This is a genomic window from Wolbachia endosymbiont (group B) of Silvanus unidentatus, assembly GCF_964028615.1.
In the GTDB taxonomy this organism is placed as follows: domain Bacteria; phylum Pseudomonadota; class Alphaproteobacteria; order Rickettsiales; family Anaplasmataceae; genus Wolbachia.
This window is the reverse complement of record NZ_OZ034795.1, coordinates 509,552-524,516: the sequence shown is the minus strand read 5'-3', so window position 1 is coordinate 524,516 and position 14,965 is coordinate 509,552. Positions and strand designations below refer to the sequence as shown.

The following is a 14,965-nucleotide window of genomic DNA, read 5'->3' as shown; positions in this document are numbered from 1 at the left end:
TGACCTTACTCAAAGTAACGATTTGGAATATCATCAGCCCCAGAGCCAGTAAAAGCGAGCAGTGGACTTGAAAAGAGTACTATTTCAATAAGCCTTTGCGAGAGTAGCGTTGTTCTGTAATAAGTTGAATCTGAGGTAATAGGCATCAGTACCCCCTAGTGCGAAAATAATTTTGTACTTCTTTGAACTCTTCTTCGAAGTCATTTGGCACATTGCTATGCTGGTAATTAGTTGGTATCGCAGTTGCTTTACTACTTTTGTGTAGCCCCTCTTTTAAGCTGCCCACTTCTTCTTTAAATTTAGACAGTGGCTTACTACGCAGTTCCTCTGCTAACTTACCATCTTTGGCAATGTCAGCTATCTTTTTAACAAAAGAAGTCTTATTTTTGCCTTTTGCTATCTGCTCGTTGATATAGCGAACTTTGCTGACAGTGAGTGTATCGCAAAAATCTTGTAGATCCTGATAATCTTCACCATTTAGAACTTTTTCAGCAAACTGCTCATTGGCTTTTACCATCTCTAGAGTTTGACGATCATCATCGCTGATCGTATGCCCCTTGGCTATCGCCTCATCAAGAATGCTTTTTGTTTTTTCTACACTTTCTGCATAGAAATCATCATTAATTTCATTATTTATTTCATTCATGTTTTTCTCCTATTTAAAATTTTATTTCATATTAGTACCTAATGTAGTAGTCATAATTTTTGTCATTAATAGTTGGAACATTGAACATCGTTGTTCCCTTGTTGTTAATGTCACTTGCAATCATATCTGCGAGCTCTTCTGGTGTTGTCTCCTTGGTTGCTTTGATTTCTCTAAATTCTCTGGCAGTAACATCAGTTGGTGCTTTTCCTTCGCCACCCACACTCCACCAAATAACCATATCAAAATTGTTACCAGTATTTAAATTGTCATAAGTTTTAAGACCGATAAAGTCTCCTGCTTTCACTTCTTTAAATTTGATCACATAGAGGCATCTCTGCGTGAACAGCGCTTTATGCTGCATAGCGTAGGTTATCACCGAGTTTTTCTCAGCAAATAGCACATTTGGCTTTCCTGGTGTTCTTGCCTCCTCCGCTTTTTGCTTGTAAATAACATGATTACCCCATGATTTTACTAATAGGTTTTGAGAATTATTATTACGAAGTTTAATCTCATATGGCTCAAAGGAAGAAACAAGATATGAACCACATATTGTAGACATCGAATCTACATGCCACGGTGAAAACAAAAAATAATTTTGTGATTTACCGTAATAATACTTATCTCTTCCTTGATAAGGTTCTTGGAAAAAAGTAGCACTGATTGACGGTATCACTAAAGGAAAAGCAATATCATAAACTCTTCTGTTAAAATAAACTGGATTATAAAGAGAACGTGGACCATAAGACTCAAGATAATCAAGATTTATAGTTAAATAAAAAAATCCTTTTTTAACAGAGTAATTTGCCTTAGTCTTTTTAGTTACTACATCAATACCCTTCTTGTAAGTTATAATACCTTCTTGGTATTTTTTATAAATCATAGAAGATTTATATACAGACTGAAAATAACCTGAAAGATTAATCTGAGAATCCGCAAATCTTAACTCTCTCACACCATCACCAGTCACTACAAAATCATTACTTAGATAACCAGTACTAATATCAAACGAATGGCAACAAGTAGTAACATTTTCTGCTGCAACATACTGAAAATCATAGTTCACAGCCTCATTAGCATGAAACGTAGTCTCCAGCCACAGATGACCAATATCGTCACCTTCTGGCTCTCCATTCACTGTTCCTTTTCCATCAAAAGCAACTTTAACTTTATTGTTTAGAACAAACCTTTTAATGTACTCACTGGAGATCGCATTAAACCAATTTGGAATATCCTTGGTTTGCAGCATATCAAATGTCACTGGTGCATGATCGAGCTTCTCATAGAGCCTTTTGTATTCAATGCCGAGCGGACTCATTTCTCTTGAATCAAGGGTGCGACCATCGCACTTGAGAAGATTTATTTTTCCCTCATCAACTTTTGCCCCTTTTGGATAGGAAACTAGTTCACCGATATTATCAACAAACTTAAGACCATCAATTGCAAAAACTAGCTCATTGTAATTGTTATCAATGCTGTATTTATTTGCTTTAAACGACGAGAATAATAAATGAGATTTTGCCAAATCAGAATTTTCTGTTGGATATTTAAAATCAATAGCTGAAATTGGCGCTGAAACTTCTGCGCAATAAAAGTTCGTTGCTTTAAAATTAAATGTCCGATCTTTCGGCAATAAAAACTTCAACGTCAAACTCTGATCATCACCAATATCAGAAGGGATGACAAAGTCAATTAAATTTAAACGAGTGTCATAAACTTTTGGTGAATCAGAATCAATTAAAAATTCATCCACTATATGAGATTTAGGCGGTGTTGACGACTTTGCACCAAAATCACGAACTGCTATTAATTTAACAACTAGATTATCACCACCTTTCCAAGCATAGAACTTGAGCCTAAATGTTCCGGAAATTGCATTCCACAAAGCATTAGAATGCTTAAATACTATCGCTTTCTCAAGAGGCGAATTTTTCTCATTAGGCTTTTCACAAATAACATTTAAATAAAAACGAGGATTGCCTTCATTGATGCGTTCAGCTTCAGTAATGTCCTTAATGAAAACCCTATCGACATCAGTTCTATCCTGCATCGCAACTGAATCAGCATAAGTTCTTACAAACTGCCATGAAAGTCCAGCAATTGGCACTTGTGAAAACAGAGGTGAAACATAGCCAGGTCCCTGCCCTCGATCATCAATTTGCAGACCAATATTAAACTGCCCATCGATAAACAAATTATCAGATATTATAGCGCTAGTCGAATCAGCGCTGCGCTGCTCCTGAAAGTAAGGTAGATCAGTAAAAACAATCTCAGGAGCTGCAGCATTGCCGTAACAGCACTTCAGCTCTACGATGTAACGATCTTCGGGGTCATCTACGTCAACGAAATAGTAGAGTTTGTGGGGCAATGCACCATTTTCATCAAGTTGCAGAGGATTTGGTGCTGGTACGACATTTCCTGCTTGGTTTTTGTAATAGGCATGACGAAGAGTTGTGGGGCTTTTCTTGTCATAGAAATACATCCAGTAGCCAGCGGCTGGCATACCTTCCCTATTCCTAATAATGTCTTGCAATACTATACTTAGTATTAACTTCTGTGTCATTTCTCCCGAGCATCAGCAAAAGCCAATGACTCTGTATACTCAACCTACCATAATCTGTCAATATAATTCTTTATTGAAAATTTCATGAAAATGTTGTATAATCGTGCAGTAGTAGAAATCGGTAAACTTATGACTGATTCAGGTCTTAATATTAGTGAAAAAGTTTTAAAAAACCTTGCTCGTCTAGCTAAAGTAAAAAATCAATCAGTTCAAGAACTAGCAGAGCAATTCATACAAGAAGCAATTGAAAATGAAGAAGATATGGCAATAGCCAAACTCGCTATTCAACGCGACACTCGAAATGCAAAATTCATCAGGCATGAAGATATCAACTGGTGATAAGTATTTAATCTGCTATGAAGAAAATGTAGTTCACAAAGACATTCCAAACCTTCCAAAGACAATATGGTCAAGGATAAAAGAAATTGTAAAAGAGCGTCTTGCGCTTTCTCCTGAAAAGGCAGGAGATCCCTTGCTCGGTGAGTTCAAAGGACATCGTAGAATACGATCTGGTGATTATCGTTTGGTTTACAGGATAAGTAAATTAGAACGTACGGTAATAATTACTGCAATAGAGCATAGAGAATACATCTATAAAAGTTAGAACCTTCCTATAAGCATAGTATATTTAATTATACAGCCCTTCTTCCTGATCCATTCTTCACCTTAGGCGGCTTTGCTCAGCTCAAAAATAACTATTTTTTTGGGTACCCCCCACTATAAGTTATATTATATTATTTATATATAATATAATATAACTCATTGGGAGAGGCGACGAAAACAAGATCTTGAGTTTGAGGAGCCTCAGGTTTTAGGTGAAGAATGGATCAGGAAGGAGGGCTCAGGGTCGATGAGGACGTAAGGCCAATATTTGATTATCTCAAAGACTACAGAGACTACATCGATAAACGGCTAGCAAACCCCGACGAAATAGAGGGAATAACAACAGGAATAAAGGAGCTTACAGGTGGCTTCAAGGAAGGAGAGCTCTCTGTGCTTGCAGCACGCACTTCAATTGGTAAGACCTCAATAGCACTACACATGGCTCTAGAGGCCGCAAAGCTCTTAAATGACCACGAATATGTCTGCTTCTTCTCGCTTGAGATGTCAGCCAATCAACTCATCAACAGAATAATCAGCATCAAAGTCAATGAGACAGTCAACACTATCATTAAAAACAAGAATATGGAGCTTCTGTACCAAGGATTGAGTGAGCTTGCTTTCTTAAATCTCCTTGTCGATAGTTCAGGAAGTATGGATTTAAATGTGCTGAGGAGAAAGATCGCATCAATCTGTGATAAACACAGCATCAAATGCATCTACATTGACTACTTGCAACTGCTTAGAGGATCAGGAAGAACAGAGAACAGAACGCTTGAAGTGACAGAAATCAGCAGAACATTAAAGAACATCGCTAAAGACTTTGCAGTTCCTGTTGTCGCGCTATCACAAATTAGTCGCAGAGTAGAAGAAAGGCAAAACAAAAGACCGCAATTAGCAGACCTAAGAGAGTCAGGGAGCATCGAACAAGACGCTGACATAGTTTTGCTGCTCTACAGAGACAGCTACTATAAAATAGGCTCCAATAACGAACTGGAGATAAACGTTGCAAAGAACAGAAGTGGCTCAACCGGCAAAGTTACAGTTCCTTATCAAGTTAATACTGGTAGGATATTAATCTAGGATTCGTAAATGTCTTTCCTGTGTTTTATTGAAACAATGGTTACTTCATATTTTGCAGCATTTACATGATACATAATACGATAATCGCCAGTTCTTATTCTTCTGTGTCCTTTGAGTTTGTAACGCAACGATTCACCAAGATCAATTGGGTTAACTGTAAGGCGTTCTTTTACTATTTCTTCAATTCTTAACTTTATTGTTTTTGGAAGAGCTGGTAGATCTTTCTTACTAACATTTTTTAGGAACTTAATCTTATAGCGCTTTAGTCCCACTTGACGTCTTTTAGATCAACTGTTTCTGCACCTGGAACATTAAGTTCAGCAGCACGTTCAATTAATATTTTATCTTCCTCATTTTCAATTGCTTCTTGCATCAGCTCCTCTACTAGCTTTTTAACGGGCTTGTTTCTTATTTTAGCCAGCCCAGCAAGACACTCTGAAATTTCACTGTTGAAAGTTACGTTGATTCCTGAATCCGCCATAAGTTTTACCGAAGTTTATCAGTAATTATACAACATTTTCCTGAATTTTTCAATAAAGATCTCTCCTAAACTTAGAAGAGATCTTTGACTTATAATAAATCTGATAACTTTGTTTGCTTATAAACAACACTTCTGTGCTTTATTGAAACAATAATTACTTTGTATTCTATAACGTCCACACGATAGACAATGCGGTAATCATCAACTCTTACCCTTCTGTGTCCTTTGAAGTTACCATATAACGGTTTACCAAATTTCATTGGATCAACTGCCAGTCGCTCTTCTATGGCTTTTATGATACTTGACCTTATTTCTTTTGAGATGCGTGGAAGATCTTTCTTAAGAATATTTTTTGAATAGATAATATCGTATTTGAGCTTATGCTCCATCTTTTAGAACTGTATTCCAGTCTATGTCCTTACTTCTAATCATATCCATATCTGGAGTATCACATTCATCAACAATTTGAGATAGTGCAATATCTTCCACTTCGTCAATCGCTCTTCTAATTAACTTTTCTGCTAATTCTTGAACAGGTTTCTTAGTAGCTTTAGCTAAATCAGCAAGACACCCTGAGGTTTCATGACTGAAAGTTACATTAATCCTTGAATCCGCCATAAGTTTTACCGAAGTTTATCAGTAATTATACAACATTTTCCTGAATTTTTCAATAAAGATCTCTCCTAAACTTAGAAGAGATCTTTATGGTTAAACTACTTTGATTTGCTCGAAGTCTGTAAAGCAAAGTATGTGCTTGAATTCACGAACGAAGAAGGTAATGAACCCCCTAACTGTTCTAGCTCTCTCAGAGAAAGCTTCCCTTCCATAACAAACCTTGCGTTTTTCTCTTCCTGTGTCTCAGAAATTTTTTGATTATACTTTGAACACGAGGTACTCTCATCATTTCTTTTAAAATCTTTCATAATTAAACCCTTAAAGCTATAAAGAATACTAAACTAGTATACAGTAAAACATAATACTTTGGCAAGTTACTATCCCAGTTGATTTAGTGTTTTCTCAGATATTAAACCTTTTTTAAGTAATAATGTATTTTTCACTTCTCTTAAATCTGTAGAAGGACCTCCAAGTTGATCCACAACTTCTGAAATATCCCATTTAGTCGGATCTGGCATATGCGGTAAAAGCCTTCCCCATGAACCTCCTAATTGCTCTAACTCTTTTTCAGGATATTTTTCCTGCTGCACCTGTGAGCCCAATTCTTTAAGTGCAAACCTTGCCTCTGGACTTTTTGCTATAAAATCCTCTACTTTATTAGCTCCTTCAGATAAAAGCTTTACCTCCTCAGAACTTTCTTGTTGCAATTGTGACGCTAACGCTTCATACAAAGGCTTTGCTTTACCTTGAGGACCTAATATTACCTCTGTATTTGCTTGCAACTGTTCTTCAGTAATACCATTTCTTTCAATAAACTCGACAGGCTTGTCAGAATGAATAAGAACTTTGATCTTACATTCTTTTCCTTCAACTTCCCAATTTATAGTCATTTCATATGAATCATGAGCTACCTCATATATTCTTGTTCCATCCTCACAAAGGGACAAACGTATTCCTCTCGTTTTATTATCGTCAGGAGAGCAAAGAGTAACTGTTGTAATACCTAGTTCATTGCATGATTTACCACTCAAAAAGTCTAGCAAGTTGATTTCTTTTTTACCTTCAAACCACTCAAGCCTTATGGAAGGAAAAGCAACTCCATTTTCATCTACATGTTGTTCAAGACATAAAAATTTTAGTTTTAAACCGCTATCTTTTATTTTTCTTAATACTTCTTTTTTTGTTTCATCTGTAACAAATCCCGTAATTATAGGACGTTTACGATAATTCATATCATACAATTTGCCATTGCCCAGCATATCAACATGAAAATAACCAGAAGAAAATTTCTCCTACGAATCCTTATCTGAAAAGTGATAGCCATGTGTATTACCAGGAATAAAGTCACTTACAGAATTTCTACTAAAACCCTTATCAAGAAAAAGTGGAACTAAAGTTTCCCCAAACTTCTTTTTACTTGACCAAATTGATTTTCTTAAAGCATTTAACATACTAACCCCCGTATTTAATGCCACAATAAATTTATTATGACATTACGGAATATGCTAAGTCAACCCTTTAACTTTAAATTTTTATGATAAATAACGAAAAATTAATATTCTTTACATGGTATAGAATATGCTATAGCATACCATTTCTAGTAGAAATCAAGCTTAAAATTTAAGGGAATTTGTGTAAAGGGCACCTCTGCCCTTTACACTCATTTTATTTTTTAGTAGAATTCAAGCGCCAACAAAAAAAACTACTAACATCCTATGAAAGGAAATCAAAATAAAGAGTACCAAAACGAAAAAAAGAGTCAAGCAAAAAAAAGCTTGACTTCGCATCATTATGTCTATCACAACTTCAGCATACGAGGAAGCATTCACATAGTTAATGTAAACAGCAAGCATGTGCAGGCGCAAATAGGCTCTAGAAGGCGAATAAAAGCGCGAGAGAAGTCAATTGAGCGCAAACTTCCGACGAGAACTTTCGACGATGAAACGCGTCTCACTGGCAGTGAACTACTGCAAGTTTTAAAAAACAAGGAAGTGAGATGGTTTAAAAATGGCACTTCTGTTCCTCCGGAACATAGTACTTATCTTTTAGAGGCTTTTAGTCCACACAAAGCAAAGAAAATTTTTTCCAGTTCAGCGCAAAAAGCGGCGGAAAAATACTTTGTCAGAGTAGTAAAAGAGAAGTTTCGCGATTTAAAAACATCGAAAGCACCGGATGTGCTCGCAATTAGAGAGAAAGCAATAGAAAAAGTTCTGAAGAAGTTCAAGAATCACTGTGAATTTATATCAATAAAGGTATATATTTGTAATTTATTCATCACCTTCGATGAACATCTCTACAGCAAGATGAGCATGAAAGAAAAAGTGGACCACCACATAGATTTGATAATAAAAAACACAAGTGAAGAGAGAGAGGAAGAGCTGCTGAAGAAAGGAGTAGCGCCAGAGGAAGTATATCAAATATTCAGAACGGTCCAGGGATCGAATCTGTATCGCATCAGGCTGCTGAGCGAGCGAGGAGGAGCTTCTCTTGAGATATACATCAGGAAAGAGCTGCAGCGCCGGCTAAAACTTCTTTTCAACAGGTTCAAAGATAGAATGATCAAAATAGGTGTCGACACGGAGAAAGACTTTTTCTTGATCGCGCGCCGGCATTTTTCGTTTTTATTCACGAAGAAATACGTCAAAAACAGAAAGAAAGTAATGAGGGAGGTAGAATATATACTATCTTGCCTTAGAGAAAATCCGTTTGATGTTCTGAAAGATTACGACAAACTCTGCGAGCTACAAGGAGTTGGGCCACCTGGATAAAAACTAAAAATGGTAAAGTTTCGCCCTGAAGTGCCCCCCTTTATGCTTAATTGAAAAAAACAACGAAAAGTGCGACAATTATATTAGTTTTAGTATTAGGAAATTGTTTTTACTTAAAAAATAGTAGAATAAAATCCTTTCATTTTTCTTTAATTTTAAAAAAGTTATTCACAATACAATATGTAAAAGCTTATATTATAGTTTTTATAGTATATTCTTATTAAAGAAGTCGAAAGTACCCCTATATTATCACTATAAAGGAAGAAAGAGTTATAGAGAGGTTATTCACAGTTTAAGTACTTTCTTATTGCTTCTACTATGATAGCAGTGCTACTAGTTTTAGTTTCAAATGCTATTTTTCTTAATTCCTGATGCAAATTAAGCGGCAATCTTACCGTAAGTCTATGCGTTTGCTCCATTTTTTTTATGAAAGCATTTGCCCATTGATCATCCCTTGTACAACCTATCGTAGAGTTACTAGGAGTTTCATCCAATCTGCTTTCTGAAACCTTGGGAATCCTTTTAGACATTAACTTGGACATTTAAAACCTCTTTGTAAACAGACTCCATTTCCTCAATTGCCTTTGTATCGGCTGGTTTATACTCAACAATAGCCATACCTTTGCCAGAAGCACGCCGAACTGCAACTCGTTCACTTAAGAAATTATCACACCTCGTTAGGTTATCAAAATCACTTAAGAAATCATCACAGTCTTCGATTTCTTTTTTAGCTGTAACTGGATTAGTACTCACTCTATTAAGTAACACTTTTGCGCTTAGATTCCCTGGAACACTAGCAACCAAGTTGCTCAGAGTTTCAAATGTCCACATATCAAACTCAGAAGGAACAATAGGAAATATAGCTAAGTCAGCTAATGACAAAGCAGCTCTTAACGCTTCATTATCAGCACCACCTGCGTCAACAACAATATCTTGATATTTCGACTGTAAGGCTCGTAATTCATTTCTAATTACCGTACCAACATTAATCGTTCGTTTGTCTAGGACCTTTTGACTACTGCTAACTCTTAGTAAATCACTATTCTCATCTCGACGAGAAGCCCACAGAGTAGCTGTTCTTTGAGGATCAATATCATAGAGAAGAACATCCACTTTTTTGATAACACGCATCGTTGTTATATTTGTAGCTATGGTTGTTTTTCCACAACCACCTTTTTGACCACCAACAACTATCAACATAGAAGACCTTCGAACTTTAATCTCACTATGATGTCAATGTGTCAATGTGTCAGTATGTCAGTATGTCAGTATGTCAGTATGTCAGTATGTCAGTATGTCACAAAGAAGAAAAAGAGGATTATTCACTGAATAATCAACAATTCTGTGAATAACTAAAGATCACAAACACTCAAACAAGAAAAAGGTGCTTTTGCTCGAGTGTTTTTAGCACCGTTCTCCAAAAACGTCTTAACTACCTGTCTACTTTTTCTGGGTAAGGTTAGTGTTTAAAAAGGAATTTCGTTTAACGATGTAACATTTTTTTATTCTGATAGGGCAGCATTAAATAATGTATCATTTTCTATAGAGGTCGGCCAATCAGTATCAATTGTTGGACCATCTGATAGTGGAAAGAGCACCATTTTAAAGCTTTTGCTCCGTTTTTACGATCCAAGTAAAGGCAGCATTACTGCAGGATTACTATCGATGGGCATGACATCAAATCAATTGCGCTAAATGACCTCCGGTCATTGTTTGGTTTAGTACCACAAGATCACATGATGTTTTCTTGTTCAAGAATGGAAAATATACTATATGGTAAACCTGATGCTGAATATGAAAAAGCAAGGCAAGCAGCTGTCAGTGCGTATACGATGGACTGTATACAAAATTGGTGAAGACACAGTAGAAATTGAAAGGAAGTCTCTGTTGGCTGGTATATTATATCTGACATTCTAATTATTATTTTTTTTACCAAATTATTCTATAATAAGAATATATTATTTTAGGAGATTATTATGTACTACAATTACCTACCTAATATGGGACACTGTGGCTTCCCTGGGGTTATTCCACAATACCATCACCTCCCTTGCTGTGAGCCATCTTCTACCATTGTTAACATAAATATACCGCCTTGTCCGGGTGGTGAACCTGAACCTGAACCTCTTAATCTCGATTCTCTTACAATAGGAGTTGACAAAAATGGTGAGATGAGAAATACTTCTACTGGTGAACTTACTGGATTAAAACTTAAAGACTGTATCGAAACTATAAGTTCAGCTAAACACAATCTTAAAATTGATGGAAAGGGTAAACTCGAAGGAAAATGTGAAGAGGATAGATGTCAAAAATGCGTAGATGCAATCAATTCCGCCGTAATAGAGACAAAAAAAGAAAATGAAGAGAAAGTAGATAAAGACCAAGAAACTCCAAATCCAGAAAATCTGTACTTTATGGATGCACAAATACCGGTAGAAGATAATATTGCAATTATCTTCTAGAGGTATATTACAGAGGTGGATATTCATTTCACCTCTGCTTGTAATTAATTTTTGACAATCAAAATTTATTAATTGAGGTGCACAATGAAAAAAAATAACTTTTCTTATTTATTTCAGCAAAATAAGAACTATATAAATTATTGGCCATTTGGAGTACATGACACTTACAATACTCCACTGATAATCAACATTTTCAGGAGAGAAAATAATGAAGATTACAGAAACAATAAAGATATTAAGAAAAACAAAATACAAGAGAAAATAAAGAATAAGATAGACCCTAAACATGGTAAAGGCAGTGATGGTGACAAGGATAGCTATGATAAAGAGGGTTATGATAAGAATGGCTATAATAAAGAGGGTTATGATAAGAATGGCTATAATAAAGAGGGTTATGACAACGGTGGCTATAATAAAGAGGGTTATGATAAAGAGGGTTATGACAAGGGTGGCTATAATAAAGATGGTTATGACAAGGGTGGCTATAATAAAGATGGCTATAATAAAGATGGCTATAATAAAGATGGTTATGATAAAGAGGGTTATGATAAAGATGGTTATGATGAAGATGGTTATGATGAAGATGGTTATGATAAAGAGGGTTATGACAGGGGTGGCTATAATAAAGAGGGTTATGATGAAGATGGATACAATAGAAGAGGTTATGATAAAGAGGGTTATGATAAGAATGGATGCACTAAGAATAATCAGTGCAGAGGACATAGTGATTTCACTTCTGATGAGTCAGAGGTATTAAATACTCCTGAGAATATTGGGAAAGAGTTCCCTTATAGTGTTGTTGATAGTCAAAAAGAGATTTCTTTTTACTATAATTGCAGTAATGACCTAGTGTGATACTTTATCGATTTCACATTGAAGAAATGGCATTTTTTTGAAAAAAGATAGGTAACATAAAATGTCTTTATAAATGTTTTATGGCTTTATATAGATAATTATGTTTGTAATTGTTAATTAATTTTGTAGTTTATCCAGAAAGTAATACTATGTTGAAAAATTATCCTAATAAATATAGCAGAGGTGATGCTTGTTGTCTGCCATTTGGAGTATGTGATATGCCAGTAGTGGTTAATATTTCCGAAGAAGAATGTAAAAGAAACAGTAGGTATAGATGTGATAATGAATGTATTGAGCATGAACTGGAGAAGAAAATAAAGCGAGAAGTAAAGAATCAGATAAGTCATAAACAGAAAGACAACAGATGTATAGGTGACTACGACGAGGATGGCTTCAATAGAAAAGGTTACGACAGGAATGGCTTTGACAGAAAGGGCTACGATGAGGATGGCTTTAATAGAAAAGGTTACGACAGGAATGGCTTTGACAGAAAGGGCTACGATGAGGATGGCCTTGATAGAAAAGGCTACGACAGGAATGGCTTTGATAGAAAAGGCTACGATGAGGATGGCTTTAATAGAAAAGGTTACGACAGGAATGGCTACGATAAGGATGGCTTTAATAGAAAAGGTTACGACAGGAGTGGCTTTGACAGAAAGGGCTACGATGAGGATGGCTTTGATAGAAAAGGTTACGACAGGAATGGCTTTGACAGAAAGGGCTACGATGAGGATGGCTTTGATAGAAAAGGCTACGATGAGGATGGCTTCAATAGAAAAGGTTACGACAGGAATGGCTTTGACAGAAAGGGCTACGATGAGGATGGCTTTGATAGAAAAGGCTACGATGAGGATGGCTTCAATAGAAAAGGTTACGACAGGAATGGCTTTGACAAAAAGGGCTACGATGAGGATGGCTTTGATAGAAAAGGTTACGACAGGAATGGCTTTGACAGAAAGGGCTACGATGAGGATGGCTTTGATAGAAAAGGTTACGACAAGGATGGCTACGACAGGGATGGGTACGATAAGGATGGCTTTAATAGAAAAGGCTACGACAAGGATGGCTACGACAGGGATGGGTACGATAAGGATGGCTTTAATAGAAAAGGCTACGACAAGGATGGCTACGACAGGGATGGGTACGATAAGGATGGCTTTAATAGAAAAGGCTACGACAAGGATGGCTACGATAGGAAAGGTCACAACAAGGATGACTTTGATAGGAAAGGCTACGACAAGGATGGCTACGATAGGGATGGGTACGATAAGGATGGCTTTAATAGAAAAGGCTACGACAAGGATGGGTACGATAAGGATGGCTTTAATAGAAAAGGCTACGACAAGGATGGCTACGATAGGAAAGGTCACAACAAGGATGACTTTGATAGGAAAGGCTACGACAAGGATGGCTACGATAGGGATGGGTACGATAAGGATGGCTTTAATAGAAAAGGCTACGACAAGGATGGCTACGATAGGGATGGGTACGATAAGGATGGCTTTAATAGAAAAGGCTACGACAAGGATGGCTACGATAGGAAAGGTCACAACAAGGATGACTTTGATAGGAAAGGCTACGACAAGGATGGCTACGATAGGGATGGGTACGATAAGGATGGCTTTAATAGAAAAGGCTACGACAAGGATGGCTACGATAGGAAAGGTCACAACAAGGATGACTTTGATAGGAAAGGCTACGACAAGGATGGCTACGATAGGGATGGGTACGATAAGGATGGCTTTAATAGAAAAGGCTACGACAAGGATGGCTACGATAGGGATGGGTACGATAAGGATGGCTTTAATAGAAAAGGCTACGACAAGGATGGGTACGATAAGGATGGCTTTAATAGAAAAGGCTACGATAAGGATGGCTTTGATAAAAAAGGCTATGATAAAAATGGCAAGAAAAAAGATGATAACATTAATGATGATGGAGATACAAAAGTCATAGAAGGTATACTTATTACTAAGGAGCATGCTGATCCTAAAAACTGCGGGATTCATGCTTCAAAATATGAGTCAGAAAGTGGTGGCCATATTGGTAAGGTTGCTTGGTTTACAAGAGATCTTTTGAAACAATTTTTCCCTGATTTAATGAACAACGAGAAGATCATGAGTCATTTTAGTCAAGGAAGCCCGAACCAATATCATGCAGAAAATTTTGGTATAACTTTTTGGTGTGAAGAGAATCAAGAATGTGGAAAAAATATAAACTTTACGTTTGCTCAACCTAGTAACATGTGGTGTAATAAAGCAGGTGGAAGAGGAAATGCTGGTTTACGATGTCGAGATGAGATTCAAGACATCAAGAAAAGTGCTTGTTGTCCAACTGCTTTACCTTACAGCAGTCCTATTAATAGTGAAAACTTTTTTCTGAATGAAAAGTGTCCTAATTTGATTTTAGATCTTCCGTTAGCAAAATTAAAGGAGTGTGCAGGTAAAAATATAGTTGCAAAACTAGAGGCACCAATGGTTATCACTGATAAAACAAATTCTATAATAGATAAAAATGGTTACAAGGTTGCTGACTATAATTATTTTACGCTAAAGGATCATCTAAATTATAAAGGTAAGATAAAAAACTCAACCGGTAAGTCTCCTGAGATGTTAGCAAAAACTGAAGAGACTTTAGATAGGAGTCTGTGGACTTCTGATAAGGAAGTAAAGCTGAAAATACCTAATTTACTATCTTACTCTCCTGGTGCCAATGATAATCAAGATGAGACTTTCTTTTACTATGACAATGGGGATAATTCTTTTTCTGCTAATATGTATTAGACACAACTTAATCTGACAGATAAGATGTATTAGACACAACTTATCTGTGTGATTCATATAGGTTATTACAATAAAAATGTAAGATCAAATAGAAATTTGTACTTGTGATAGT

19 protein-coding genes and 1 pseudogene are annotated in these 14,965 nt (G+C 36.3%); 8 read left to right on the top strand and 12 right to left on the bottom strand.

Annotated features, from left to right (window positions below):
- Positions 1 to 5 precede the first annotated feature (5 nt).
- From ABWU65_RS02430 to ABWU65_RS02420, 3 genes are read right to left on the bottom strand one after another with little or no spacing between them, the layout of a single operon-like run.
- Positions 6 to 146, bottom strand: a complete 141-nt coding sequence (locus ABWU65_RS02430) for a hypothetical protein (RefSeq protein ID WP_341816005.1) — start codon at positions 144 to 146, stop codon at positions 6 to 8.
- A complete protein-coding gene (locus tag ABWU65_RS02425) occupies positions 146 to 646 on the bottom strand; it encodes a hypothetical protein (protein WP_353280248.1) in 501 nt (166 codons plus the stop codon). Before ABWU65_RS02425 ends, ABWU65_RS02430 begins: the two co-directional genes overlap by 1 nt.
- A gap of 31 nt (positions 647 to 677) precedes the next feature.
- Positions 678 to 3,206 (bottom strand): hypothetical protein, encoded by a 2,529-nt coding sequence (locus ABWU65_RS02420; RefSeq protein WP_353280247.1) that lies wholly within the window; start codon positions 3,204 to 3,206, stop codon positions 678 to 680.
- Between the two features lie 90 nt (positions 3,207 to 3,296).
- Between ABWU65_RS02420 and ABWU65_RS02415 the strand changes: the two genes are divergently transcribed.
- The 3 genes from ABWU65_RS02415 to ABWU65_RS02405 all read left to right on the top strand — a co-directional run bounded on the left by ABWU65_RS02415 (position 3,297) and on the right by ABWU65_RS02405 (position 4,889).
- The gene (locus ABWU65_RS02415; protein WP_353280246.1) at positions 3,297 to 3,545 is read left to right on the top strand and encodes a DUF6290 family protein; all 249 of its coding nucleotides are present in this window, start codon (positions 3,297 to 3,299) and stop codon (positions 3,543 to 3,545) included.
- Entirely contained in the window at positions 3,526 to 3,810 is a 285-nt protein-coding gene (locus ABWU65_RS02410) for a type II toxin-antitoxin system RelE family toxin (RefSeq protein ID WP_353280245.1), read from the top strand. The genes ABWU65_RS02415 and ABWU65_RS02410 overlap by 20 nt, the downstream gene beginning before the upstream one ends.
- A gap of 218 nt (positions 3,811 to 4,028) precedes the next feature.
- Entirely contained in the window at positions 4,029 to 4,889 is an 861-nt protein-coding gene (locus ABWU65_RS02405; RefSeq protein ID WP_353280244.1) for a replicative DNA helicase, read from the top strand.
- Here ABWU65_RS02405 and ABWU65_RS02400 read toward each other — a convergent pair.
- The 7 genes from ABWU65_RS02400 to ABWU65_RS02370 all read right to left on the bottom strand — a co-directional run bounded on the left by ABWU65_RS02400 (position 4,886) and on the right by ABWU65_RS02370 (position 7,436).
- A complete protein-coding gene (locus ABWU65_RS02400; RefSeq protein ID WP_353280243.1) occupies positions 4,886 to 5,161 on the bottom strand; it encodes a type II toxin-antitoxin system RelE family toxin in 276 nt (91 codons plus the stop codon). The two genes, ABWU65_RS02405 and ABWU65_RS02400, sit on opposite strands and share 4 nt — an antisense overlap.
- Positions 5,152 to 5,370 (bottom strand): hypothetical protein, encoded by a 219-nt coding sequence (locus ABWU65_RS02395; RefSeq protein WP_006011986.1) that lies wholly within the window; start codon positions 5,368 to 5,370, stop codon positions 5,152 to 5,154. The genes ABWU65_RS02400 and ABWU65_RS02395 overlap by 10 nt, the downstream gene beginning before the upstream one ends.
- Before the next feature lie 89 nt (positions 5,371 to 5,459).
- The gene (locus ABWU65_RS02390) at positions 5,460 to 5,759 is read right to left on the bottom strand and encodes a type II toxin-antitoxin system RelE family toxin (protein ID WP_349967877.1); all 300 of its coding nucleotides are present in this window, start codon (positions 5,757 to 5,759) and stop codon (positions 5,460 to 5,462) included.
- Positions 5,749 to 5,988, bottom strand: a complete 240-nt coding sequence (locus ABWU65_RS02385) for a hypothetical protein (RefSeq protein WP_353280240.1) — start codon at positions 5,986 to 5,988, stop codon at positions 5,749 to 5,751. Before ABWU65_RS02385 ends, ABWU65_RS02390 begins: the two co-directional genes overlap by 11 nt.
- A gap of 95 nt (positions 5,989 to 6,083) precedes the next feature.
- Entirely contained in the window at positions 6,084 to 6,293 is a 210-nt protein-coding gene (locus ABWU65_RS02380; RefSeq protein ID WP_353280238.1) for a hypothetical protein, read from the bottom strand.
- 69 nt (positions 6,294 to 6,362) lie between these two features.
- On the bottom strand, positions 6,363 to 7,217 hold the full coding sequence (locus ABWU65_RS02375; protein ID WP_353280237.1) for a hypothetical protein: 855 nt from the start codon (positions 7,215 to 7,217) through the stop codon (positions 6,363 to 6,365).
- A gap of 60 nt (positions 7,218 to 7,277) precedes the next feature.
- Positions 7,278 to 7,436 carry a hypothetical protein gene (locus ABWU65_RS02370; protein ID WP_353280235.1) on the bottom strand — a complete coding sequence of 53 codons (159 nt, stop codon included), beginning with the start codon at positions 7,434 to 7,436 and terminating at the stop codon, positions 7,278 to 7,280.
- A 264-nt stretch (positions 7,437 to 7,700) separates the two neighbouring features.
- Between ABWU65_RS02370 and ABWU65_RS02365 the strand changes: the two genes are divergently transcribed.
- A complete protein-coding gene (locus tag ABWU65_RS02365) occupies positions 7,701 to 8,753 on the top strand; it encodes a hypothetical protein (protein WP_353280234.1) in 1,053 nt (350 codons plus the stop codon).
- Between the two features lie 281 nt (positions 8,754 to 9,034).
- Here the strand turns inward: ABWU65_RS02365 and ABWU65_RS02360 are convergent, their stop codons facing one another.
- Both ABWU65_RS02360 and ABWU65_RS02355 read right to left on the bottom strand, forming a co-directional pair.
- Positions 9,035 to 9,295, bottom strand: coding sequence for a hypothetical protein (locus tag ABWU65_RS02360; RefSeq protein WP_353280233.1), 261 nt, complete (start codon positions 9,293 to 9,295; stop codon positions 9,035 to 9,037).
- A complete protein-coding gene (locus ABWU65_RS02355; protein WP_353280231.1) occupies positions 9,276 to 9,953 on the bottom strand; it encodes an AAA family ATPase in 678 nt (225 codons plus the stop codon). Before ABWU65_RS02355 ends, ABWU65_RS02360 begins: the two co-directional genes overlap by 20 nt.
- Before the next feature lie 270 nt (positions 9,954 to 10,223).
- On the opposite strand from ABWU65_RS02355, the pseudogene ABWU65_RS02350 reads away from it, so the two are divergent.
- From ABWU65_RS02350 to ABWU65_RS02335, 4 genes and pseudogenes are all read left to right on the top strand, one after another.
- Positions 10,224 to 10,597 (top strand): annotated as a pseudogene (locus ABWU65_RS02350) (ATP-binding cassette domain-containing protein); the annotation flags it as partial.
- A gap of 132 nt (positions 10,598 to 10,729) precedes the next feature.
- Positions 10,730 to 11,215 carry a hypothetical protein gene (locus tag ABWU65_RS02345; RefSeq protein ID WP_353280229.1) on the top strand — a complete coding sequence of 162 codons (486 nt, stop codon included), beginning with the start codon at positions 10,730 to 10,732 and terminating at the stop codon, positions 11,213 to 11,215.
- An 84-nt stretch (positions 11,216 to 11,299) separates the two neighbouring features.
- Positions 11,300 to 12,070, top strand: a complete 771-nt coding sequence (locus ABWU65_RS02340) for a hypothetical protein (protein WP_353280227.1) — start codon at positions 11,300 to 11,302, stop codon at positions 12,068 to 12,070.
- A 149-nt stretch (positions 12,071 to 12,219) separates the two neighbouring features.
- A complete protein-coding gene (locus ABWU65_RS02335) occupies positions 12,220 to 14,853 on the top strand; it encodes a hypothetical protein (RefSeq protein WP_353280225.1) in 2,634 nt (877 codons plus the stop codon).
- Positions 14,854 to 14,965 lie beyond the last annotated feature (112 nt).